Raw genomic sequence first — 24183 nt, 5'->3', positions numbered from 1 at the left:
ATGAAGAACTTATTTTTAAAATTGGTTCTAAAATGAATTGACTTAACCGGACAAAAAATTAAGGTCAAGTAGATGAACACCATATCCGAGCATACTGCTTATTTAGCATAAATGATCCGAATAAATTTTACATGGAGTGGCGGACATGTTAGGCTTGATGCCTTGCGAAGCAAGGATTGGCGCTGGCTCCTTTCGTTAGGAAACATGTCCGCAGAGGCTCCGTGTCAAGCGATATAGACCTAAAATTTTATACAGGGAATGGAATATTCGTATTTTGTCATTCATACATTTTTTAATTGCCAAAAACAGATAAATGAAGCAAAAAGGTTGGTGTTTAAACTTTCGGAGCCAGTTCGACAGCGGGCGAATGACTTCGAGCATGCTGCGTTCGTCCGCCAGATTTTTTCCTGCGATATCAAAGGCTGTTCCATGGTCGACAGATGTGCGGATGATACCGCCTTTGAGGCTGACGGTGATGTTTACTCCGGCTTCCAGCCCCAGCAGTTTAATAGGGGCGTGCCCTTGGTCATGGTAGCAAGCGACAACAATATCAAAATCTCCGCGCACCGCACGGTAAAATAATGTATCTGCCGGATATGGTCCGGTTGCATTGATTCCTTCCACTTGTGCTTTTCGGATGCCGGGAATGAGTTTTTCCTCTTCCTCTCCATTGCCAAACAGTCCGTTTTCTCCAGCGTGAGGGTTGATGCCGCACACGGCGATGCTTGGTTTTTCTTTTCCAGCTCTTGTCAACGTTTCATGAGCCAGTTTAATGACTTTGTAGGTCCGATCGGAGAAGGGAAAAAGGCTTTTAAGAACCTTCCCCATGAGTCATGTCAGATCGAAAAATTTTAAATAAAATTTCTTTTGCTCTTAAATGGGTTGTGCGTATAAAAGCTGATAGTTCTCTTTTAACTACGGACAAATATTATAAGTGAAAGGGAAAAGGTCACAGCGGAAAATAGAAATTGAGCATTCTTATCCAAGATGAATCATTTTAAAACATTATGGCATTGTTCCTAAAGTGGCTATTCGTCCGATGTAAAGTTAATAAATAACACGGTACAATCTATCTACGGCAACTGGTATGTCTTCATTTTTTATATTGGCAAACCCGATAACCAAAATAATTTTTTTCCCTTCTTCGATATTGCCTAGTAAATTGAATCTCTTCATGGAGTATATTTCAAGTTTTTCTTTTTTTGCTCTTTCTTCAATTTCTTTATACCCTTTATCTGTTTTGAATTCCGCAATGAAATGAAGTCCTGCCGGCACATTTTTAATCTTAATGTCATTTCGAAATTTCCATTTCAATTCCTTAATCAGGTTTTCTCTTTTCATCTCATAGTGATTGTTCATGCGCTTGACGTGTTTTGCGTACTCGCCGCTTTCAATAAAATAGTGAAGCGTAAATAAATTCAGTGTATTGCTTCCCTGTATCCAATATGAAAAATGTCTTTTGTACTCTCTTAATAAATCGGGAGGCAAAACGAGATAACTGATTCGGAAACTTGGCATGATCGTTTTGGAGAATGTTCCTGCATAAATCACGCGTTGATTCCGATCTAGGCTTTGCAGCGACGGAATATTGTCCGTTCCGTATTTAAATTCGCTATCGTAATCGTCTTCTACAATATACCTTCCTTCAGAAGCCGAGGCCCAATTCAAAAGTTCAATTCTTCTTGAAATAGGCATAATGATTCCGGTCGGGAATTGGTGTGACGGGGTGATAAAAAGGAAATGTGGATTCAAAGCTTCCACTTTCTTGATGTCTATTCCTTTTTTATCAAGATCGATTGGAAAAACTTCAAAATTCATATCTTTTAATAATTGGTAGATGCGAGAATACCCAGGGTTCTCAATTGCAGCTTTTATATTTTCCCTCTGCATGCCCAACACTTGACGTATCAAGGGCTGTGTTCCGGGGCCGATAATCACTTGTTCTGGTTCGCATTTAACACCACGTGTAAGCGCAATCATGCGCGAGATGGTTTTTCTCACAAGGTAAGGACCTTGAGGATGAGAAATGTCCGAAAGTTCGTTTTTGTGATTTTTTATTGCTATTTTTTCACACTTCATCCATTCTTTAAACGGGAACATGGAGATGTCAGCCGTCATATGTGATAAGGAAAGCCATCCCTCATCTTTCTTGGAGAATTCTTCTTTTAAATCATCTGGAAAGTTCATTTTAGCCTCTTTTTGATTGTTGAACTGTGTAATATTTTCCACATAGTAGCCTTTTCTTTCAATTGCGTAAATATATCCTTCAGCCAGGAGCTGCTCGTACGCATTTGAAACCGAATTAATGCTCACTCCTAATTTTTCTGCTAATTTTCTTTTGGAAGGCAATTTCTCATTGGTAGGGATCTTTCTCTCTAAAATCGCTTCTTTTAACGATTTATAAATTTGTTGATAGATATGATTTGACTTATCCTTTTTATCTATTTGAAAAAATATCATGATCTATCTCTCCCTCTGGTACCTGAAAAATCAGAAAACTGGTACTTTTCTTTTAATGTATTTATCGTAATATTATTTATTATCAGTGTAAATTATCAGGATAAATGATGTTAGAAATAGTAACATAAAAAGAAGATAAAATGTAAGGGGATTCAGGATTTTATTTTTCCTTAGAATTGTTTTTAGTCTATGCGATTTCCGTTATTAATGCAAAAGCTGTGGAGATGGTTATAGAAATGTGCATTTTCTAATTATGTATTCGTATGTGACGGAACAAAGCTTTTGTTTTCTACAATGTTTTATAATAATACTTTCTTAATAAATTTAAAAGGGAGTGAGAGTAATGAGTAATAAATTTTCAAAATCAATGTCAAGAGCCGATGTTCTATTTCTTTCTGTTGGAGCAATGCTTGGATGGGGATGGGTTGTTCTTTCTGGTGATTGGATAAGTAAAGCAGGTTTTCTAGGAACGGCAATTGCCTTTTTGTTAGGTGGGCTGCTTGTTACTTTTATTGGTCTGACCTATGCAGAGTTAGCAGCTGCAATACCTGAAACTGGCGGTGGATTAGTGTTCGTCCAGCGAGCCTTTAATGATAGGTTGGGATATATTGCTGCATGGAGTGTCTTGTTTGGATATGTATCAGTTATTACCTTTGAGGCAGTTGCATTACCTACCGTCATTGATTATATAATTCCTGTTGATCACCAACTCTTTTTATGGAATCTCGGAGGATGGGATATTTATTTAACTTGGGTTTTGATTGGATCCTTTGGTTCGCTGTTGTTGACATCGATGAATTATTTTGGAATTAAACCGGCTGCTATTTTTCAAAATATTTTAACTATTGCTGTTATTTTAATAGGCTTAGTTTTAGTTTTTGGAGCATTTGCAAATGGAGGTTCGGTGCATACGAATTCAATTCTTGGAGAAGGAGTGGGGGGAGTGATGGTCGTTCTTATCATGATTCCATTCCTATTTGTAGGGTTCGATGTTATTCCGCAAATCGCTTCAGAAGTAAAAGCACCACCAAAAGTAATAGGTAGGATACTTATTTTTTCTATTATACTGGCCATTGTTTTCTACATTTTAATTGCATATGGGGTATCAGTTGGATTAACACCGTCTCAACTCGAGGTTACCCGACTTGCTACTGCTGATGCAATGACGAATCTATTTAGAAGTCCAGTGTTTGGAACAATTCTTGTGATTGGTGGGGTTGCCGGAATCGTGACAAGTTGGAATGCATTCATTATTGGTGGAAGTCGAATTTTATTTGCCATGGCGGAGAGAGGGATGATTCCAAAATGGTTTGCTTACATTCATCCAAAATATAAGACACCGACACATGGCATTATCTTTTTAGGATTACTTGGTTTTTTTGCACCATTTTTAGGGCATTCAGCTTTAAACTGGTTTGTAAATGCTGGTGGCATTGGAATTGTCATCGGTTATATGCTTGTTTCCATCTCATTTATGAAACTTAGAAAAACAGAACCTGATTTAGAACGTCCATATAAGATACGAAATTGGAAATTAACTGGAGTCATCGCCATAATTTTAAGTATTATATTTATTACTTTTTATTTACCTGGAATGCCATCTGCGCTTGTTTGGCCTATGGAATGGTTAATTGTGTTTGGGTGGTATGGAATCGGAACAATCTTGTATCTGTTTGGTTCTAGAAAAGACTCTGTAAAAAAATTTAAAGATGTCTCGTCGACTTAGCCTTTGACGAGAATCCCCTTTGAAGGATTTCTAATTTATATAGAAAGTGAATTGGAAGGTAAATGAGAACAGTGTGCATTTTAAGTTTTTACCATACCCCTAGCTTTATAAAGAGTGTTTAACGTTTTAACTGGTACCTGAAAAATCAGAAAACTGGTACTTTTCACTATAACAGAAAATTGACATAATTCGTATATATATTGATTTTGAGGAGGCAATGAAAAAATGGCATCATCGACAACGATGGAAGACTTGCAGGCTAAACGGAAAAAGTATGTTCCTAAAGGGGTGAGCAATGGAAATTTAAGTATTGCGCATCATGCAAAAGGGGCTACCATCGTAGACATTGATCAGAATGAATGGATAGATTTTGCAGGGGCAATCGGAACTTTAAATGTAGGGCATAGTCATCCTAAAGTAACGGCTGCGGTAAAAGAACAGGTTGATAAATTTTTGCATCCTGGTTTTAATGTGATCATGTACGAAGGATACATTAAGCTGGCAGAAAAATTATGCAAGATTACGCCAGGCAATTTTGATAAACAAGCAATTCTTTTTAATTCGGGGGCTGAAGCAGTTGAAAATGCAGTTAAAGTGTCCCGTAAATTTACAGGCAGACAAGCGGTCGTTTCATTTGTCAGAGGGTTTCATGGAAGAACGAATCTGACGTTGAGCATGACGAGCAAAGTCAAACCATATAAATTCGGATTCGGTCCTTTTGCTTCAGAAGTGTATCAAGCTCCTTATCCATACTTGTACCGAAAACCGGATCATATGACAGATGAACAATATATTGATTGGACGATTGAAGAATTCAAGAGGTTTTTCGCTGCTACTGTGGCACCTGAAACGGTTGCTTGTATCGTAATGGAACCTGTTCAAGGGGAAGGCGGTTTTATTATCCCACCGAAGAAATTTGTCAAATTTGTCAGGGACTTCTGTGATGATCACGGTATTGTTTTTGTGGCAGATGAAATTCAAACTGGTTTTGGCCGTACAGGCAAATTATTTGCAATTGAACATTTTGATGTTGTCCCGGATTTGATTACTGTTTCCAAGTCATTGGCTGCCGGGTTGCCTTTAAGCGGTGTAGTAGGCAAGGCGGAAATTTTAAATGCTGCCGATCCGGGTGAACTGGGTGGGACGTATGCTGGGAATCCTGTAGCTTGTGCCGCCGCACTGGCAGTCATTGATATCATCGAAGAAGAGGATTTGCTCACAAAATCAGAAATACTGGGACAAAAGATTGAGAAAAAACTGCTGGAATTACAAGCGAAACATGAGTTTGTAGGAGAAATTCGCCGCTTAGGTGCTATGGTAGCGGTGGAGATCGTAGATAACCGCCAGAACAAACGACCGAATAAAGAGAAAACGAATCAAATTCTGAAATATGCGAATGAACATGGTCTTTTATTGCTTTCAGCTGGTATTGATGGAAATATTATACGCTTTTTAGCTCCGTTGGTTATTACTGACGAGGAATTAAATAAAGGGTTATCCATATTGGAAAAAGCTTTTGCTCAATGAACTGGGTGAAGAAACTGAGGATAAAATTGCCGGGAATCCATTAACCAGTGGCGTTATATATTATTATATCCCGGCAAAGAAAAACCCAGAGGGAGGTAAACCTTGATGGCAGCGACGATTAAAGTCACGAATCCTGCAACAGGTGAGTTGATCCAGGAAGTAAAGGCAGATACAGAAGAAGAGATTCATCTTGCATTGCGGAGAGGGCATGAAAGTTTCCGAAAGTGGTCCAAAATAAATGCACATGAACGATCGAGACTATTAAAGCTTTGGTCTAAAAAAATCCAAGAACATAAAGATGATCTTGCAAAGATCATGACAATGGAAAGCGGTAAACCTTTGCACGAATCATTGGGTGAAGTTGACTATGCAACTAGTTACATTGATTGGTATGCAGAAGAGGCGAAGCGGCTTTATGGACGAACAATTCCTGCAAATACGGAATCCAAACGTATCATTGTCAGCCGCCAACCGGTAGGATTGGTTGCAGCCATTACTCCTTGGAATTTTCCAGCCGCAATGATGACAAGAAAAGCTGCACCGGCATTGGCAGCTGGATGTACATTCGTTGTGAAACCAGCAGAAGATACCCCGTTAACCACGATGAAATTGATTGAGCTCGCTCATGAAGCCGGAATACCAGCGGATGTAATTCAATGTGTGAATGGCTATGGCAGTGAGGTAGGAAAAATATTTACGGAAAGCAAATATGTCAGAAAAATTACGTTTACCGGCTCGACTCCTGTAGGAAAATTATTGATCAGAGACAGTGCCAGTACAGTTAAACATGTTTCAATGGAATTAGGCGGCCACGCACCGGTCATTGTTGCACATGATGCTGATATTGATTTGGCGGTAGAACAAACGATAGCTTCCAAGTTCAGAAATGCCGGTCAAACATGTATTTGTGCAAACAGAGTTCTAGTGCATGAAAGCATTGTAGAGGAATTTGCTGAAAAATTAACAAATGAAGTTAAAAAATTAAAAGTTGGAAATGGTTTGGAAAAAGGCACTCAAATTGGGCCAGTTATTAATGAAAAAGGCTTTCATAAGATTGTCTCGCAGGTCAATGATGCAATCAGTAAAGGTGCTGAAGTTCTATGCGGCAATAAATACAATGCAAATAGGGAAAAAGGCTATTTCTTTGTTTATCCGACGGTTCTCAAAAATGTCAATGAGAACATGAAGATTATGCAAGAGGAAACATTTGGACCCATTTTGCCAATCACAACGTTTCAGGAATTAGAAGAAGCTGTTAATATTGCAAACAGCACGCCTTATGGTCTGGCCGCTTACTTTTTTACAAATGACTATAGAACAGGCATCTATCTGCATGAGCATTTAGATTTCGGAATTATCGGCTGGAATGACGGCTCTCCATCTGCTGCCCACGCTCCTTTTGGAGGAATGAAAGAAAGCGGAATCGGTCGTGAAGGTGGAGTGGAAGGCATTGAACCGTATTTGGAAACGAAATATTTGTCAATAGGGGATATTTATAAATAAAAGACTTTTTGCAGGGAGTTTTTAACATCTGTTAATTTTCAATTTGATAGAAACTAATCGGTTTTTCATAAAGTTGGTTATATCCACCATCCATGATCAGGAATTCGATTTGGAAATTTGTACAATCTGTCACATTTCCGATCAATGTTGGGTCGACTTCTCCATCGTTTACATGAGTTGGAGTTACTTCGATCGCAATCGGTAATTCACTGATGGTATCTACAGAAAGATGCACTTTATGGCCAAACCAAGTGATTTTATTGCTAAAAGAATCAAACTTTGCTCCCTGTTTGTTCACTCTATTTTTTAGGCTGTTCTTTTCATAGGCGTTAATGGCGGCACTATCGATAGCCTGATGCCCTCCATTGATCACGCCTTCAGCTTGGCCTATCTGGACAAGATCATAAAAGATTTTTCTGCTAGATTTTTTTGAGTGTGTTCATGGAAAGTAGAGATAGATGGTGCAGGTCGACCGATATTTAAACCACATTGATAACGGAACGAATGTCTTAATCCAATCGGTTACGAAGGGCTGTAAACGTATCAAAACCTTCTAATGGAGCAGCAATAAGAGCTATTAAAATTCCTTTCCCTAGAATGACCGTCAGCCCCCTTGGGGTGAAGAATTGCTTAGCAAAGGGACGTAAATCAAGAGCACTAAAAAAGATTTGGCAAATTTTCTTTAGAATCTAAAATTTACAGTTCTTCAAAAAGGAAAATAGACTTTCTTGTAGAATGTACAAAGTGACTTCCCCCTAGCGAATTATTGTGTTTAGGTCACATCAAAAATTCTACAAATGAGGGGTGAAGTCCTTTTTTCTTTCTCTTAGAACAAAAAAATGTAAAATGTTCAAATAAAAAACTTGATTAGATGTTAAAGTTTTTTTATTTTTGTTCTTAATTTCTCTAAATTTCAAATGGTTCAGGTATCAATATTTGGATTTCCACAACCTAAGTTTAGTAACCTTGATAACTGGGCACTTCATAGTACAGCTTTCAGTTCATTTGGGTTTCTGTTTTTTTCCAAAATAAAAGGGCAGAGAATTGCAAAATCCATATGCAGTGATATGCAAAGGGGCTATACATGGAGAGAGGGCCATCATAACCTTTTTTGGTTTTCCAAAATTATTGAAGCTTACGCTTGACTAAAGAATCATGGCTACAGAGGATTCACGCCAAGCCCTTGATGGATAGATCACATATATGTATATTTATACATAATTTTGATATAGGTATACTGCAACACTCTGTATTTTTTCTTGCAGAAAACAGTTTTTTGAGTCGCGAGATTTATTTTCATAGAATGCAAGAGTTTTCCTGATGAATTCATGAAGAAGAATATTTGTTACAGCCTGAATACGTGTTTTGATTTGCTGCAAGTCTTCGTACCCATTCATACACTCTCCCTTTCAATAAGTACATGCAGTCAAAGGATTCGGACTATGATGAAACTTAGTCTAATGCTTCTTCGCATGAAAGGCACGGATCATGCTTGCCTCTTCTCAGATCCTGTCTGCTATTTCGATCGAGTCAAATAAAATAACTCCTTTATTTCCGCCTCCATTTGAAAAATAAGGAAGGATTACTCATCTAGAAAATAATTAGGATCTATTTTCAAGGGAAAAAGAACTTATCACAATTTATGGTAAAATGGAAGAAATATAGACGTGATGTGAAGCGATCTTCGGAGTGGCCCTGGTTGATGATGCTGTCAGCGGTGGATGCCCGGAAACAAGAGATTGATGAGACGATTCTCAAGGAACTGGAGGTGTTGGCGATGAACGAGCAAGAAATTCGCGAAGCATTGGAAGAGTGGGAGAAGCTAAGCGTCAGTTCCGAAAATCGCTACGCGTATGAAATGCGGCTGAAATGGCTGCGGGATCAATTGTCCAATCTTCTTGGCGAGCGGCGTGCGGGGATGGAGGAAGGGTTGAAACAAGGGCTAAAGCAAGGTCGGGAGGAAGAACGGAAGAATATGATCCGGCATATGTCGGCGAAAGGAATGGCAGCGAAAGATATTGCCGATCTCACTGGACTTGCGGAAGAGGAAGTGCGAAAGTGGTTGAAATAGTTACCTATCGATTTGACTGAAATGGGCTTGTTTGCGAAAAACTTTTGGGTTATTGTATGTTTTTGCATTCCTAACGGGATCCGCTCCTTTTATCACTTATTCCATATTTTCTCTAGTAAGACGGTTGGTTAATGGTGTTATTTTTCAAACAACTGGTCGGAATCACTTAAATTTTTTTAGCTCGTTTAAGGCTTTTTGCGCTAACATTCCATCAATTAAGCGATAGTCTGGCTAAGGGATAGAGCCATCATTGAAGCGATTTCAATGGAATCATTTACAACAATAGTTTTTCTCGACTCTGCCACCATAGCTTAAATTCCACTTCGTTTTTGTGTTATTAATGGTATCGGTACAAAAGAGAGGATCTGCTTTTAGCGGATAGTGCTCCCCATCATGATCGTAACTATTTTTTATTAAATGGATGCAGTCCACATCTTCATCTAGATTCGCAGAGCGAACTTGTTTATTGATGTGAGCTGTTGTGCAAAAGCAGCAATAACTGATCCGTCTTAATGCAAAATTCAGTTCTTGTTTACCTAATCATTTGTGCTGCTTTCATGCTCATATCACCGTAATCTTTCGCTGGCAGCAATATCTTCGTCACATTTCTTGTTGTGAATAGGCAAGTTTTCCGCGGCAAAATGTCATTACTACTTCAAGGCGGTCATTTAAAACAACTAAGTCAGCATCTTTTCCTTTTGCAATGCTTCCTTTGCGATCATAAACGTTTATTTGTTTAGCAGGGTTAACGGCTGCCATTTGAATAATGTCTTGAAGCGTACATCCGGTGTAAGCCATCATGTTTTTGGCTGCATCGTTCAGCTTCAAAATACTTCCTGCCAGCGTCCCATCCCGCAAAACTGCCCGATCTTCATTCACTCGGACTTCTTGGCCTCCAAGTTCATAGATTCCTTTACCGAGACATTTCGCTCTCATTGCATCCGTGATTAAAATAAGCCCGTCATTTCCTTTGTTTTGATAAGCAAATTTCACCATTTCCGGACACACATGAATGCCATCTGCGATAATTTCGCACAACACCTCATCATGCATGAGCACTGCTAGAGCAGCTCCCGGCTTGCGATGGTGCAATCCGCTCATTCCATTAAATAAATGGGTTGCATGGGTAATGCCAGCTTGTATGCTTTTAGCAGCTTCAGCATAAGAAGCATCTGAATGCCCGATGGAGGCGACAACTCCTGTTTGTTTTAAATAATCGGTTAATTCTATTCCACCTTTTCTTTCAGGCGCCAATGTCACAAGCTTTATCGCTCCGCCGGACATATGCTGCCATTTTTTAAATAACTGCAAGTTCGGTTCGAGAATATTTTCTGAGTGCTGCGCCCCTGCTCTTTTAGGGGAAATAAACGGACCTTCCAAGTGGACTCCTAACACTTCTGCATATCCGGGTTCATTCTCTGTTTCCATGTACTTTCTTACATTGATCAGAGCTTCTTCAATCCGCTGTTCAGAGCTTGTCATCGTTGTTGCTAAAAAACTCGTCGTTCCTTCCCGGGGGAGTGCCGCTGCCATTTTGCGAATTGCCTCATCGGTTGCATCCATCGTATCGGCGCCTGCTGCTCCATGAATATGCAAATCGATAAAACCAGGAATAACTGCATATTTGTTTTTGCTTTCAATTTTTTCAACCCGTTCGTCTGTAACAGTCAGCTTTTCTTGAGGACCAACTTCGAGAATTTTCCCATTTTCTATTAATACATATCCATTTTTGAAAACTCGTTCTTCAGCATATACCGTCATATTCGATAATAAAATCTTGTTCATAAAGATCTCCTTTTTCTAGTAACAATCTCTATTTAAATTGTATGTATGTGGAACAAAATGTTAAATGACTTTTATGGGATTTTTAAGCACATATATTGGGTCTGTCCGGAAAATTGAAAAAATATGAAACTACTGCTTCCAGATAAAGAAAATTTCAATAATTCTTTTTAGCAGCTTTTCCTTTAAACCGCAGTCGTTTCAGTATTTTGAAGCAAACATATCGTTCATCTGCATGCCGGAATACACAGTATATCACAATCGCTTATTCGTAATGTAAGCTTCCGTTCTGAAAGAAACGTTTTTTCGCTAGTGTGCATAAAGCAGACCGGTCCAATCAGTAAGGATATGTCGTTAAGCGTCGCCTGCAAAGCTCCGAACAATCGAGAGGCTAGCGGCTGGATCTGGATAAAGAGGTTGAATAATTTTTTTGATTTTCGCAAAACTTTTTATTTATTATTTGCGAATATATAGGTAGTGATAGAAGTTTTGAGCTTTGGGATTGGAAGTGAAGCTTCACGATGGATCAAGAGAAGAAATGGATAAAAGCAATACAGAAACGGGCAAGTGAAAAAGCGGCAAATAAGCTGATCTCTTATTATTACAAAGAGATTTATGCGTTCGTATTTAAACAAACGTTTGATCAAGAATTAGCGAAAGATTTGACGCAGGAGATTTTCATCAGCATGCTGCGCGGCATTCACCATTATGAGGGGAAAGCGGCGTTCCGGACATGGCTGTATAAAATCGCAAAGGCGAGAATCATCGATTACTATCGCTCGAAAGAATATAAACAGCAGAAGAAAACGGTCAATTTGTTAACAGATCAGCGGGAAAGTGATGATGTGCTTTTTACAATCGAACAAAAGGACGAGGTAAAACAGGTTTTAAACCTGCTTGAACGATTTGATCATGAGAATCGACGAATTGTGCAAATGAAAATTTTTGCAGGCCAAACATTTGCCGAGATTGCCGCAAAGCTCCAGATAAAAGAATCAACCGTAAAAACGAAATATTATTCTACATTGCGAAAAATCAATGAGCAGTTAAAGGAGGATGTCCATGGCCATTGATAACGAAAAAATTCCTTTTCCTAGCGATAAGGAGATCAAACAAGAAATTCAGAAGATTATTGCAAAAGGCATGAACAAAAAGCCTTCCTTTTGGCAATATATGTTCACTATGTATCGCGAAGTCGGTTTCCGCAACGTCTTTCGTGATCTGACGGAAATCGCTTTTACGATTGTTTTAACTATCGCTGTTTTTGCTATGTTTGTTCTTTCAACAGCAGAATATTTTTCATGGACAGCCTTGGATGTATATACATTCATCTTTTGTTTTTCACCTGTTATTTATTTTGTCATCGTTTTTTTCTTTTTTATTTGCCAAAAGCAAAAGCCGGCGTTTGAGGTGGAAATGACTTGTAAATACAATGTGTATCAATTAGCAGCATTCCGTATGTTCATGTTCAGCATTTTCGCTATGCTCGCCAATGGAGTCATCATTTTCTGGCTGGCAACAGAGTTTTCCATTCATTTTCCTTTTGCCTTTTTATTATCTGTTGCATCTTTATTTCTTTTTGCTGCTGCTTTTTTGTATGTATTGCTTTATGTACCGACAAAAAGTGGGAAAATTGCTTTATTTATCAGCTGGATTGCCGCAAACTTGTTTCTTTCTTACATGAACAGCTATGTTTATCAAGCCTTTTTGTTAAACGTTCCGTATTTTATTTACATCATCATCGGGATGGCTGCGATGTATATATATGTTCATCAGCTTAAGCTGTTTTTCGTCAAAACCAATATAAAAGGAGTTTTGTAAAGATGCTAATTGTCGACCATGTTTCCAAATATTACGGCAATTTTATTGCTCTTGAAAATGTTCATTTACAGTTTGACAACGGAATTTACGGACTATTAGCTCCAAATGGCGCTGGGAAGACAACATTGATGAAAATGCTTGTCACACTCATCTTTCCGACAAAAGGAGAAATTCGTTACAACGGAGAAAATATCATCCATCTCGGCAGCAAATACCGCGAGCTTCTCGGTTATTTGCCGCAGCAGTTCGGATATTACAAGCATTACACCCCTGCAAAATATTTGCTTTACCTTTCAGCATTAAAAGGGATTTCAAAGCATGAAGCAAAAGAAAAAATACCGGAGCTTTTAAAGCTCGTTGGACTTGAAGATGTCATGCATAAAAAAATGAGGAAGTTTTCCGGCGGGATGATTCAGCGGGTCGGCATCGCCCAGGCATTGCTGAACGATCCAAAGATTTTGATTCTTGATGAGCCCACTGCAGGTCTTGATCCGACCGAACGCGCCCGTTTCCGCAAGCTTTTAACCCAATTAGCAAACAATCGGATCATTATTTTATCAACGCATATTGTGTCTGATGTCGAATCGATTGCCAATGAAATCATTATGATTAAAGATAAAACGATTTTATATAAAAAGCCGATACGTGAATTATGCCAATTATTGTCCGGCCGCATTTATGAGACCGCAGCTGATTTTCAGGATGCAGAAATCTTTCGGAAGCGATTTGCAACAATTTCGGAAAAGCAAGAAAATGGCCAGATGATCTTTCGGTTTGTTAGCGACGAACAGCCAAATGAAAATTGGAAAAGTGTTGAGCCGACATTAGAGGACGTATTTCTTCATGTATATGGAGAAGGAGCGCTGGCATAATGATCAAATACGAATTAATAAAAGTTGTCAAGTCGCCGATTTTTATCATTTTACTATTATTTTTTGTGGCGTTGAATGGTTTGATTATTTTCGACCATAAAAATGAACGGGAAAATTTACCTGTTTTACAAAACATAGTTGAGCAATACGGGACGAAAATCGATGATGAAGCATTGGCAGGTATGAAAAAAGAAATCGATCATGAAATGGTATGGGTGAATGAGCTGAATCCAAAAAGCGGGAAGCAGTATCAGTTTCCATATGAGTTTATAAAAGGCCATGAAGCGTTTCTGTACCAACATCTTACGGATCGTGAATTAAACAGGCTATTCAATCTCAACTTGTTCACTCAATATTATGAAACCGCTAAAAGCGTCGATGATATTTACAGCGAGCTGGATGCGACAGAGTTTGCCCGGCAACAAATCAAGAAATACGGATTAAGCGGGGAGGCAGAAGAAACGGTGCTGAACCAAGCCAATCTTTTAGAAAAGCGGCTGCAGCAGCTAGTGAAAAACGGTGAACATCGCCATTTCTTTTATTTAGGATCAGTCTATGAAATGCACTCCTTGCTATTTAAAAAGCTTGGCCGGGCGATCGCTTTTGAAGGAATGATCCTCGTCGTTTTAATCACAGCATTGCTAACTAATTATGAATTTGAACACCGTACATTCTTTGTTGCATTTACGAGCAAACGCGGGAGAAATTTGCTATGGGACAAGCTTGCTGCAAGTGTAATCGCTAATGTGTGTGCTGTTATGTTGTTAATCGCAGCGACATTGATCATTTACTTTTCTGTCTATGATTATTCTAATCTTCTGTTTGTGCCGATTAGCAGCTATTTTAATAGCGAAACGCCTTTTCCTTACATATCGTGGTGGAATCTATCATTCTTGCAGTATGTTTGTTTATTTGTCGGCTGTTTACTATTAAGCCAGCTGCTGTACATGCTGCTCACCTTCAGCTTATCTATATGGCTGAAAAACAGCTATCTTGTTTTCTTTACATTTGCTCTGTTTGCTGGTGTTAGTTTATGGCTTCCAAGCGTTGTTTCACTGAATAGTAACTTTATCTTGATCATGCATGTGAATCCTTTTTATTTAATTATGAATCCGCATGTATGGTTTATGGGAAACAACATTTTTACGATGTTTCCATATTTTGAAGCTGTAACGATAGCAGCGTGGGCGGTCATATTTATTCTATTAGGATTCTTCAGCATGTACAAATTTAAACGGCAACCATTAAATTAGGGGGAAGAATATTGAGAGTTTTTTTATACGAACTAAGAAAATTGTTCAATTGGAAAGTGCTGCTGCTTATTTTGTTCATCAGTTTTCTGTTTTACAAGCTGTTTTTAAGCTTTTATTTTGAAAATTTCCCTAATGGACGGCCTGCAAAAGATGAGTTTATGATTACGAAAGAAATGATCAATAAATATGGGCATGAAATGGACGAAAAAGAGTTTCAACATTTTAAAAACTGGTATAAGCAAAAAAAAGACGAGGCCAATGCCTATTTAAAATCACAACAAGATGCGGAAAAACTAGGCATTACAACATATGAACAGTTTCGACAATTGGATTTAACAAATAAACAGTATGCAGATTTTCATGAAAAAGTCGTGTTTGTTGATCAAGCAGATGTTTTTTGGGAGCTGCAAGCATTCGAAAATATCATTGAACAATATGAATCGAAAGGGAGGGATATTGAATCTTATACCGATGAGGATCAGCAAGAACGTGTAAAACAAATCATGGCAAACAATGATGTCAATTCTGTTTTTCCATATCTTGTCTATGAAAATTACAATGAGCTCACCCGCTTTTGGACGGTTTTGATTATTATAAGCGTTGTCATGGTAACATGCCGCGTTCATATTACAGACAGACTAAACAATGCGATCAGTCTGCAATACACGACGAAAACCGGTCGGAATTTGTTTTCTTTAAAACTTCTTGCTGCTTTAGCAGCCACAGCATTGATCACAACTGTGCAGATCGTCATTTTTTGGTTTTTCTATCTTGGGAATGGTACGCAAGCTTTTTTTCCGCTTTCCATCAATTCGTTCTATAATTTTTACTATTTTTGGTTTGACTTTACATTTGAAGGCTATATCATCACAACGGTGATTGCTATTTATATTGTTGCCATTGTTGCGGCGCTCTTTTCAGTATTTTTCTCACGGATCGCACAAAACTACATCACATTGATCGGCTCGCTTGTCCCGATCGTTGTGCTGCTAAGCTATTGTACTTTAAAATACCTTGTTGGCGAACTGTTTGCGATTCTTCATCCGCTTATGCTTACAATCGGCACCTTTCTTGTATTGATCGCGATCAGTACGATATTCATCATTTACAGAATGAAGCAGGAAAAGCTTGTTGATCTTATATAAACCAAGCGATAGCGGACAAAGCACGATCTTGCTGATAGCGGGCTGGAGATCGATGAAGCAGGAATTCACGGGGTTGCTTCCTTCTTCTGATTTTCCTTCCTCCAGCCTCGATAAAATAACAGACAGTCTGATACGATTTACATTCATTTTTTAGAGCTTCGGCAAGCAATCAGAAACATCATGCCGCTATACCTTCTGATTTTTATCTGCCTATTTTTTGACTGATTTCAATAAATCCCTACCATTTTGAAATTTGATTGATCGAGAGAGGCTCGAAACTTTAAGACAATCAATCTCATTGAAACAATTTTAGTATCGGCTATTCAGTTTATGGGATTCGAAAACTTTAAGACGATGAATCTTAGACTTTGCCAGCAATTCCTTTCTATCTGCTCCGTATGGTTTAAGGTGGACATTTCAGGAGGCTGGCAAGGTCTTTTTTATTGAAGTGCATTACTTTTGGACACCTGTATCAAGCGAGACGATGAAGGTTTCCGTCATTTCTGTTTTTTTCTAAATCTAAATGTTTTTCCTCTTTTATCTTCATTGTTCATCATTGGTCATCATGTGGTTTACTTTTCATTTTCATATGATAAAATTTCTTCAAAAAAACTGACTAAACTAATATGTATTATATGATATCCGACCGGATGACCGGAGGACACAATCCTCAAAGTATGGGAATGTGTCCTTTTTTATATATTTCCATACTTTGATGAAATCAAGAAAGGAGGCTATGAGATTGGTATAAGACTTCCTGTATAAAAGCTAATTCGGAAATAAAAAAGATTGATAGGTAGGAGGAGTCATCCCGATGTATAAGGAGATAAATAAATATTTCTTAACTCTACTTGTTATTATATCACTTTTGATCACACAAGCTTGTTCCAATCCAAAAGTTTCCGGATCCAACACGAATGAAAGCACTGCTGCTGCACAAAAGGAAAACGATCAAGAGACAGTCACTATTACCATTGGATATCAAAGTCCTACAGCGCAAACATGGGGAGCACTCATTATTAAGAACCAAAAATTATATGAGAAGTATTTGAAACAATTACATCCTGATAAGAATTTCAAGATTGAATGGTTTGACGCTCCAGCAGGATCTGTATTGAATAACAATATGGTGGGTGGAAAGATTCAAATTTCATTTTTAGGTGACATGCCGTCCTTGTTAAACGGTGTTATGGGGATTACACAGAAAAATTACCGCTCTGTTTTTATTGCTTTTGATGGAAAAGGTAAAAATGGACGTAATCAAGCTATTTTAGTACCAAAAGGCAGTGATATTCAGGATGTTAAGGATCTTGAAGGAAAAACAGTATCTACCCCGATTGGAAGCAGTGCACATCGCATGCTTCTCGATGCTCTGGAACAAAATAATATGGTCGATAAAGTTAAAATTATCGATCAGTCCGTAACACTTGGAATGCAAAGTATTGAACAAAATAAAATCGCTGCCCATTCCTCATGGGAGCCATATCCCAGCCTGATTACGAAAAAAGATATTGGGAATGTACTGCTGTCAGGAGAAGAAACGAATCGAGATTATTTAGCAGGAGTTGTCGCAAATAGAGATTGGGCAGAAAAAAATAAAAGCTATGTGGTTGCTTTTCTGGCAGCATTAAGCGATGCCCATCAATTAGTATTAGATGATCCGGAGAAAGCAGCTAAAATCTTTGCAGAAGAAAGCAAATTTCCTCTAGATATTACTTTAAAAATGGCGAAAAATATTCGTTTTGATTCAGCCATTTATCAAAAAGATTTAGATACATTAAGCAGCAGTGTGGATTTTTTGATTCGTATTGATAAGTTAAAAGAAAAGTTAAACTTGGATGAATTTGTAGATGATACTTATTTAAGAGAAGCTGTTGAATTGTTAGGTAAAAATTATTTGGATAATAAAGAATTGAAAGGTGATTGGAGTAAGGAGAAGGTGTATTGATGTCTTATACAGTTCAAATGGAAAATAAAAAGAGTGAAACAGGTCAACGTGATTTGGTAAAAGTCAATGTAAGACGGACCAGTATTAAAGTGATTTCCATACTCATCTTTTTGTTCATATGGTATTTGGTTGTTCATTTTAATATTCAATGGCCTTTACAGTTTGGGAATTTGCCCAAACCAACGGAAATCATCATAACCTGGCTTCAGAAATTTGGGGAGATAGATTATTATATTAATATTTCCGTAAGTCTTTTTCGCGTATTGGCAGGTATTCTTCTCGGTTTATTCACCAGCGTACCTATTGGAATGTGGATTGGACTTTCACACAATAAAATAAGCGAAGGGATATTTACGATCCTTGAATTGTTCCGGCCCATTCCTTTAATTGCTTATTTGCCTGTAGCAATGCTTCTTTTTCATACTATCGAAAGCAGTATTATTTTCATTACGTTAATCGGTGCATTTTTCCCAATTTTAATAAATACTATGGATGCAACAAGACAAGTTTCGCCAACCCTTATTCAAGCTGCCCGCTGTTTAGGAAGCGGTAGGACCCATTTGATAAGCAGAGTTTATTTACCCGCGGTATTATCCCAGTTATTTACTGGTTTGTCAGTAGGAGTCAGTGCATCCTGGATGGGGGTTATTACGGCAGAAATGATGTCAGGGAAAACGGGAATTGGCTACGCCACCTGGCAGGCTTATCAATTGATGGATTATCATAATTCGATTATTGGCATGTTCACCATAGGAATACTTGGTTATGTATCAGTTGCCTTTGTGCGATTGATTGAAAAACAGATCATTAAATGGCAATAAAATATAAAATTTTTCCATGAAGGGAACGAGACCTATGTCTGTTGAAATCCATAATGTAACCAAATCCTTTAAAGTAGGGACAGAAGAAGTGATAGCTTTAGATCGTATTTCATTGTCCATTAAAGAAAAAGAATTCCTTTGTTTACTGGGGCCATCGGGATGCGGGAAAAGCACTTTATTAAAGTTAATAGCAGGAATCGATCAGCCGGATGATGGAGAGATTTTATTTGATGGTCAAAGGGTGAGGGAGCCGTCCAAAGAAAGGGGAGTAGTCTTTCAGGATTATGCTCTCTTTCCATGGCTGACTGTTCGAAAAAACATTCTCTTTGGATTGGAATTAGCGAAAGTAGATCCTCATAAAAAGAAGTCTATTCTAGATGAATATTTGCAGTTATTTGAATTACATGAAGCGGCTGATTTATATCCTAATCAATTATCAGGCGGGATGAAACAGCGTGTAGCAATTGCCAGAGCCTTATGTTTAAAACCTGAATTGTTACTTCTGGACGAACCTTTTGCCGCGTTAGACCCGTTTCTTAGACAAAAACTGCAGGATGAACTTTTACGGATCTGGAATGTAGAAAAAATTACGTTTATATTGGTAACTCATGATATTGAAGAAGCAATTTATTTAGCGGATCGAATAGTTGTACTTACTCCCAAACCAGGGAAAATTAACGAAGTTATTCCCGTCCATTTGCCACGTCCTCGTTCACGAACGGATTCTCATTTTATCGAAATCCGCAATAGAATTATCCGTTTATTAAATCCTCAGAGCACTAATGATTCTGAGGTGACGAATAAAATAACTATGTCTGCAGGAATACCATAATTAACACAATGACTTGCCCGCTTTAAAAATAGAATTTTATTCAGTAAGTTTACAATATAATGAATCTGTAAAAGACAGTCTATTCTTTTAGTCTGCAAATGAGATTTAGAAAAAATGGGGCGGTTGTTTATGATATGTTTTTATAGTCAACAATATATCATTCACTTGACTAATAAATTATAGTTTGAAGATAGGAATAATATGTGTTATAAAATTAGTAAAAATATTTTAAAATTTTATAAAAATGACTGATTGGACAACCAAAAGCTCTTAACTTTTTTTGTTAAGGGCTTTTTTGTATTTTGAGCTTCATAATTAGGTGGAAGGGAGAATGGAGTATGTCAGCTGATCGTATGAATTTAATCACCATGCAAGAAGCTATGGACTTTCTAGGAGTAAGTCGTTCTACCATTGATCGTTGGAGAAAGCATAAACAATTACCATTTATTAAAATTGGAAAAGAAGTGTTCTTTGATAAGGAAATACTAATCAAATGGCTGTATAACCATACACAGATTAACACTCCTGCATCCTTGCCGCAAAATCCGCAGTCTCATTCCATCCCGATTACTGTAGGTTACCAAAGCGGTACCGCTCATATGTGGAGTGCGGTTTTAATAAAAGAATTAAATCTGTTTGAGGAAGAGCTGAAAAAAATGTTCCCGCATCATTCATTTTCAATCAAATGGAGAAACGCTTCCAAAGGGATTGAATTAGTGGAAGACATGATAAAAGGGACCGTTCAGATTGCCTCTTTGGGAGACTATCCCATCATGCTGAGTTTTGAATTTAGCCGGTTATTGCCTACATTTCAATCAGTCCTGTTAGCGTTTGATGGAAAAACAACAAATGGAAAAGGAATTTCTCTTGTGGCACAGAAAGAAACCTTTATTGAAGATGTATCAGATTTGGTCAATGTTTCTATATCAACCGTCAGTTTTTCGAGTGCTGAACATCGTTTAAAACGATTGTTATGCTCCATCGGAGACTCTCATCCTCAAATTATTAATCAAGATATGGAGATGAGTATGAAAGGGATTGTTCAACAAAGGATTGGAGCAAGTGTTATGTGGGAGCCTTACCCTAGTTTAATTAATTATTATCAAGCAGGAAATGTATTTTTTGAAACTGGTATGGGCGATGATTATTTGACAGGAATTGTTTCTGAGCAGAACTGGTGCAAACAGAATGAAGAAATCGTTGTCGCTTACTTAAAGGCTCATTTATGTGCCCATAAGATTCTTAGAGAGGATCCTTCCTCAGCAGCAAAAGTATTATCCCGCTCAACTGGCGTTCCAACAGAAGTAGTCTCACAGATTATTACGAGGGTCCGTTGGGATGCGGCTATTTATGCCCGTGATTTAGGTACGATTGGTAAATTTCATACGACAGAATATAACGATCGTTTTCAGAATTTTAATGGGATCACTGCAAATGATGATTATTTACAGATGGCTATCAGCGAGTTAAAACTTCCGATGCTTCCTTCTATTTATATGCGAGATGAATGGTCTGAAGAAGATTTATATTAGAATCATGATGATAAGAATGGGAACCCAATTTTTTATTTTGAAGGTTCCCATTCTTACTGGAAAAATCATGATCGGAACGATCTTGAAATTTATCGGATCAAATATGGAATTTTGACGGTCACAGCGTCCACTGGACAATCCGTTTGACATGGTGTACAGTACCAGCATTCATCGTACTTCATATAAGCTTTTTTCTCATCATCTAAAGCCAAAATTCCCATTGGACATACTTGAACACATATTTCACATCCGATACATTTATCGCGATCGATAATGACACTTGCTTCAACATTTTGTTGGATTAGTTTAGGAGACAGATTGCTCATGGCCTGTTTCCTCCTTTTTAAATAGATCATAGTAAGCCTGTGTAAAACCGGAATCATCCAATATTTGAGGAGGGAGATCCCGAGTGTATAATTTCATTTTTCCATCGGCGCCTTTTTTCACAATCACTCTTTTTAGCCAGTTTTGATCATCTCTTTCCGGATAATCTAAATAATAGTGGTAGAATCCCCATCTGCTTTCTTTCCGGAAAAGGGATGACCTGGCCATCATTTCAGCGCAATCTACAATACTATGGACTTCCAAAGCTCTGCCGAGTTCATGCGGATCCCTAGCGCCTAATAAATTTAAATCCACTTTTCGAAAATGTTCTATTTTCTTCAGAGCAATATCCATTTTTGTGGTGGTTTTTGGCGGCATTAGATATTGTGTAACGATATTTCGAATTTTATATTCTACTTGATGATGAGGAACGCCGTCCGGATTTTGAAGAGGCTTATAAATCCGCTCTCTTTCTGCTTCAATTTGGCTGATGTCTGGTTCAATTTCAGATTGGGAAGAGGCAAAACGAGCTGCATTGATACCTGCTATTTTTCCGAAAGTCAAAGCTCCCAGTAAATATTGATGTGGTACGCACGCCATATCACCTGCGGCATAAAGTCCTTTCATGGACGTCTCGGCTTCATGATTCACCAAAACGCCTGCCGCACTGTGCCCGCTGCAAAGACCAATTTCTGAAAAATGCAGCTCCACCATATCCGTTCGATAGTCATTTCCTCTGCCTTTATGAAAAGTCCCCCGACTAGGCCGTTCATTATAGTGAAGAATTGATTCAATTTTTTGAATAACTTTTTCATCAAGATGATCCATTTTTAAATAAAGTGGAGATTCCCCTTGATTGGCGAGTTTCCACATATTCATAATTAGTTCGCCGCTCCAATAATCGCAGCCAGTTACTCGCTTTCCTTCAGCATTAGCAGTATAGCCTCCATATGGTCCGGCTACATAGGCACATGCAGGTCCATTATAGTCTTTCATGGTAGGATTAATTTGATAACATTCAATTCCTGTGAGTTCTGCACCTGCATGGTATGCCATTGCGAATCCTTCGCCAGAATTGGTCGGATTTTCATATGTTCCATAGAGATAGCCGCTATCGGTTAAACTCATGCGTCCGGCAGCTCCTGCTGTCAAGATTACGGCTTTTGCATGAACAATAATGAAATCCCCATTGATTACATCTAGTCCCATGGCACCGACGACGGTATTGTCATGTGTTAGCAATCTAGTAACCATCACACGATTAACCACTTTACACTTAGCCTTTCTCACCTGTCTAGCCAATATTTGTTTTAAGTTGCTGGCTTTAGGCATCGGTAAAACATATCGACCTTTTCGATGTACCCGATGAACAACAAATTGACCATTTTCGTCTTTTTCAAAATCCACTCCCCAGGAATCGAGTTCCTTTACTACTTCGTAACATTCCTTTGCTTGGCGGTATACAGCGATTTGATCAACGATTCCATCATTTGCTTCTGTGATTTCCAACGTATACTCCTCAGGTGTTGCGTATCCGGGAATTACTGCATTATTTAGACCATCCATCCCCATGGAGATAGCACCGCTTCTCCTAATATCCGCCTTATCTAAAATCAGCACTCCTAATTCAGGATTTGTTTCTTTCGCTTTAATCGCAGCCATCGTTCCTGCTGTACCTCCGCCAACAATCAAAACATCAGTTACATACTTTCTTGTTTTCATGAGATCACATCTTCCTTTTATATCATTTTAGTTTTGTGATTGTGTCTTTTGTAACCATGACACTGATATAGATAAAAAAAGAGACACAATCTCATATAGAAAAATTGTGCCTCTGGTGGTCCAGTCGACAAATATAAAATTTATAAATTTAGTCGGATTTGGTTTGTAAACACAATCTAACATGAAGAATCTTTGATTACAATGCTTTGATGATTAATGACTTCCAATGATGAACTATGAAGAAATAAGAGGGGGTGCTTCACTCCAATCCGCTGCGTTGATTACTTTTCGTTGTCATCCTCTTTTTCATCGAGGGAATGAAACCCGAATGCTAGGGTGAGAGATATGAAATTTGGTTTAGCAAGAAGGAGACTTGTACCCGTATTGAAAATCAAGTAAGGCTATCAACCATATGTCTAGTGAAAGAATCAAAATAAGGAGGATGCTACTCGTTATGATACGGATACAGATGATGAAAAAAGAAGATGGCTCACGTTCGAGAAAAGTCGTGAAATTGTTTGGCTGCAAACTTCATCTAAATAGATACATCACAAAACTCAGGACATTTGGTGGAAGATTTGGTTGAGATGCTGTCCCATTGACCGCCAGAACGGTCAATGGATATGCAGTGAGGCTTTAACAGCAAACGTGTGAGCAGTTTGTAGTAAAACTAGAAAAAAGTTCCTGTCTCTGCTGTTTGGAATTGTAGCGGGCTGGAAACGTTCAAAAATCTAGTAAAAAACTTCATTACTGTAGTTGAGCAATTTTCATTACAATAATTACCATGTAAAAAGAGACAAACGGAGTACCCCTTATGCCACATGAAGCTGTTTTTTAACGACAT

18 protein-coding genes and 1 pseudogene are annotated in these 24183 nt (G+C 38.1%); 13 read left to right on the top strand and 6 right to left on the bottom strand.

From position 1 onward, the window contains the following. Positions 1-334: 334 nt before the first annotated feature. Together FB379_RS09345 and gabR are read right to left on the bottom strand one after the other, a co-directional pair. Positions 335-792 (bottom strand): annotated as a pseudogene (locus FB379_RS09345) (4-hydroxythreonine-4-phosphate dehydrogenase PdxA); the annotation flags it as partial. Positions 793-1047: 255 nt separating this feature from the next. After that, positions 1048-2463 carry a MocR-like transcriptional regulator GabR gene (gabR, locus tag FB379_RS09340; protein ID WP_479683777.1) on the bottom strand — a complete coding sequence of 472 codons (1416 nt, stop codon included), beginning with the start codon at positions 2461-2463 and terminating at the stop codon, positions 1048-1050. Positions 2464-2803: 340 nt separating this feature from the next. Between gabR and FB379_RS09335 the strand changes: the two genes are divergently transcribed. From FB379_RS09335 to FB379_RS09325, 3 genes are all read left to right on the top strand, one after another. Further along, entirely contained in the window at positions 2804-4186 is a 1383-nt protein-coding gene (locus FB379_RS09335) for an APC family permease (RefSeq protein ID WP_063388906.1), read from the top strand. Between the two features lie 225 nt (positions 4187-4411). Continuing rightward, a complete protein-coding gene (gabT, locus tag FB379_RS09330; RefSeq protein ID WP_066248811.1) occupies positions 4412-5713 on the top strand; it encodes a 4-aminobutyrate--2-oxoglutarate transaminase in 1302 nt (433 codons plus the stop codon). Between the two features lie 105 nt (positions 5714-5818). Beyond that, the gene (locus tag FB379_RS09325) at positions 5819-7216 is read left to right on the top strand and encodes an NAD-dependent succinate-semialdehyde dehydrogenase (RefSeq protein WP_117017408.1); all 1398 of its coding nucleotides are present in this window, start codon (positions 5819-5821) and stop codon (positions 7214-7216) included. Positions 7217-7247: 31 nt separating this feature from the next. Here the strand turns inward: FB379_RS09325 and FB379_RS09320 are convergent, their stop codons facing one another. After that, the gene (locus tag FB379_RS09320) at positions 7248-7589 is read right to left on the bottom strand and encodes a transposase (RefSeq protein ID WP_144597793.1); all 342 of its coding nucleotides are present in this window, start codon (positions 7587-7589) and stop codon (positions 7248-7250) included. A gap of 1329 nt (positions 7590-8918) precedes the next feature. Here FB379_RS09320 and FB379_RS09315 point away from each other — a divergent pair. Next, positions 8919-9287: an Rpn family recombination-promoting nuclease/putative transposase gene (locus FB379_RS09315; RefSeq protein ID WP_232515589.1), complete on the top strand. Its 369-nt coding sequence runs from the start codon at positions 8919-8921 to the stop codon at positions 9285-9287. 600 nt (positions 9288-9887) lie between these two features. Here FB379_RS09315 and nagA read toward each other — a convergent pair. Beyond that, entirely contained in the window at positions 9888-11072 is a 1185-nt protein-coding gene (gene nagA, locus FB379_RS09310) for an N-acetylglucosamine-6-phosphate deacetylase (protein WP_144597792.1), read from the bottom strand. 518 nt (positions 11073-11590) lie between these two features. On the opposite strand from nagA, the gene FB379_RS09305 reads away from it, so the two are divergent. The 9 genes from FB379_RS09305 to FB379_RS09265 all read left to right on the top strand — a co-directional run bounded on the left by FB379_RS09305 (position 11591) and on the right by FB379_RS09265 (position 21293). Further along, on the top strand, positions 11591-12142 hold the full coding sequence (locus FB379_RS09305; RefSeq protein ID WP_063388899.1) for an RNA polymerase sigma factor: 552 nt from the start codon (positions 11591-11593) through the stop codon (positions 12140-12142). Beyond that, a complete protein-coding gene (locus FB379_RS09300; RefSeq protein ID WP_144597791.1) occupies positions 12132-12890 on the top strand; it encodes a hypothetical protein in 759 nt (252 codons plus the stop codon). The genes FB379_RS09305 and FB379_RS09300 overlap by 11 nt, the downstream gene beginning before the upstream one ends. Positions 12891-12892: 2 nt before the next feature. Further along, positions 12893-13762: an ABC transporter ATP-binding protein gene (locus FB379_RS09295; RefSeq protein ID WP_066251130.1), complete on the top strand. Its 870-nt coding sequence runs from the start codon at positions 12893-12895 to the stop codon at positions 13760-13762. Next, complete coding sequence (locus tag FB379_RS09290; protein WP_144597790.1) at positions 13762-15015, top strand: hypothetical protein; 1254 nt, start codon at positions 13762-13764, stop codon at positions 15013-15015. Before FB379_RS09295 ends, FB379_RS09290 begins: the two co-directional genes overlap by 1 nt. An 11-nt stretch (positions 15016-15026) precedes the next feature. Beyond that, a complete protein-coding gene (locus tag FB379_RS09285; RefSeq protein WP_144597789.1) occupies positions 15027-16160 on the top strand; it encodes a hypothetical protein in 1134 nt (377 codons plus the stop codon). An 814-nt stretch (positions 16161-16974) separates the two neighbouring features. Beyond that, positions 16975-18108 (top strand): ABC transporter substrate-binding protein, encoded by a 1134-nt coding sequence (locus FB379_RS09280; protein WP_144597788.1) that lies wholly within the window; start codon positions 16975-16977, stop codon positions 18106-18108. Further along, complete coding sequence (locus tag FB379_RS09275; protein WP_144597787.1) at positions 18108-18929, top strand: ABC transporter permease; 822 nt, start codon at positions 18108-18110, stop codon at positions 18927-18929. Before FB379_RS09280 ends, FB379_RS09275 begins: the two co-directional genes overlap by 1 nt. Before the next feature lie 34 nt (positions 18930-18963). Continuing rightward, positions 18964-19761, top strand: a complete 798-nt coding sequence (locus FB379_RS09270) for an ABC transporter ATP-binding protein (protein ID WP_144597786.1) — start codon at positions 18964-18966, stop codon at positions 19759-19761. A 338-nt stretch (positions 19762-20099) separates the two neighbouring features. Further along, positions 20100-21293 (top strand): helix-turn-helix domain-containing protein, encoded by a 1194-nt coding sequence (locus tag FB379_RS09265; RefSeq protein WP_144597785.1) that lies wholly within the window; start codon positions 20100-20102, stop codon positions 21291-21293. Between the two features lie 89 nt (positions 21294-21382). Here FB379_RS09265 and FB379_RS09260 read toward each other — a convergent pair whose 3' ends face one another. Continuing rightward, entirely contained in the window at positions 21383-21619 is a 237-nt protein-coding gene (locus tag FB379_RS09260; RefSeq protein ID WP_144597784.1) for a 4Fe-4S dicluster domain-containing protein, read from the bottom strand. Continuing rightward, complete coding sequence (locus tag FB379_RS09255; RefSeq protein ID WP_144597783.1) at positions 21600-23339, bottom strand: fumarate reductase/succinate dehydrogenase flavoprotein subunit; 1740 nt, start codon at positions 23337-23339, stop codon at positions 21600-21602. The genes FB379_RS09260 and FB379_RS09255 overlap by 20 nt, the downstream gene beginning before the upstream one ends. Positions 23340-24183: the final 844 nt, after the last annotated feature.

The sequence above is a fragment of the Aeribacillus composti genome (assembly GCF_007827555.1).
GTDB lineage: Bacteria > Bacillota > Bacilli > Bacillales > Aeribacillaceae > Aeribacillus > Aeribacillus composti.
The sequence above is the reverse complement of the archived record's forward strand: the minus strand, read 5'-3'. Positions and strand labels throughout refer to the sequence as shown.

Coding starts and splice junctions, on each gene's coding strand:
- FB379_RS09335 (WP_063388906.1), top strand. CDS start 2,804: ATGAGTAATAAATTTTCAAAATCAATGTCAAGAGCCGATGTTCTATTT.
- FB379_RS09295 (WP_066251130.1), top strand. CDS start 12,893: ATGCTAATTGTCGACCATGTTTCCAAATATTACGGCAATTTTATTGCT.
- nagA (WP_144597792.1), bottom strand. CDS start 11,072: ATGAACAAGATTTTATTATCGAATATGACGGTATATGCTGAAGAACGA.
- FB379_RS09270 (WP_144597786.1), top strand. CDS start 18,964: ATGTCTGTTGAAATCCATAATGTAACCAAATCCTTTAAAGTAGGGACA.
- FB379_RS09325 (WP_117017408.1), top strand. CDS start 5,819: ATGGCAGCGACGATTAAAGTCACGAATCCTGCAACAGGTGAGTTGATC.
- FB379_RS09265 (WP_144597785.1), top strand. CDS start 20,100: ATGTCAGCTGATCGTATGAATTTAATCACCATGCAAGAAGCTATGGAC.
- FB379_RS09300 (WP_144597791.1), top strand. CDS start 12,132: ATGGCCATTGATAACGAAAAAATTCCTTTTCCTAGCGATAAGGAGATC.
- FB379_RS09260 (WP_144597784.1), bottom strand. CDS start 21,619: ATGAGCAATCTGTCTCCTAAACTAATCCAACAAAATGTTGAAGCAAGT.
- FB379_RS09315 (WP_232515589.1), top strand. CDS start 8,919: ATGATGCTGTCAGCGGTGGATGCCCGGAAACAAGAGATTGATGAGACG.
- FB379_RS09275 (WP_144597787.1), top strand. CDS start 18,108: ATGTCTTATACAGTTCAAATGGAAAATAAAAAGAGTGAAACAGGTCAA.
- FB379_RS09305 (WP_063388899.1), top strand. CDS start 11,591: ATGGATCAAGAGAAGAAATGGATAAAAGCAATACAGAAACGGGCAAGT.
- gabT (WP_066248811.1), top strand. CDS start 4,412: ATGGCATCATCGACAACGATGGAAGACTTGCAGGCTAAACGGAAAAAG.
- FB379_RS09290 (WP_144597790.1), top strand. CDS start 13,762: ATGATCAAATACGAATTAATAAAAGTTGTCAAGTCGCCGATTTTTATC.
- FB379_RS09280 (WP_144597788.1), top strand. CDS start 16,975: ATGTATAAGGAGATAAATAAATATTTCTTAACTCTACTTGTTATTATA.
- FB379_RS09255 (WP_144597783.1), bottom strand. CDS start 23,339: ATGAAAACAAGAAAGTATGTAACTGATGTTTTGATTGTTGGCGGAGGT.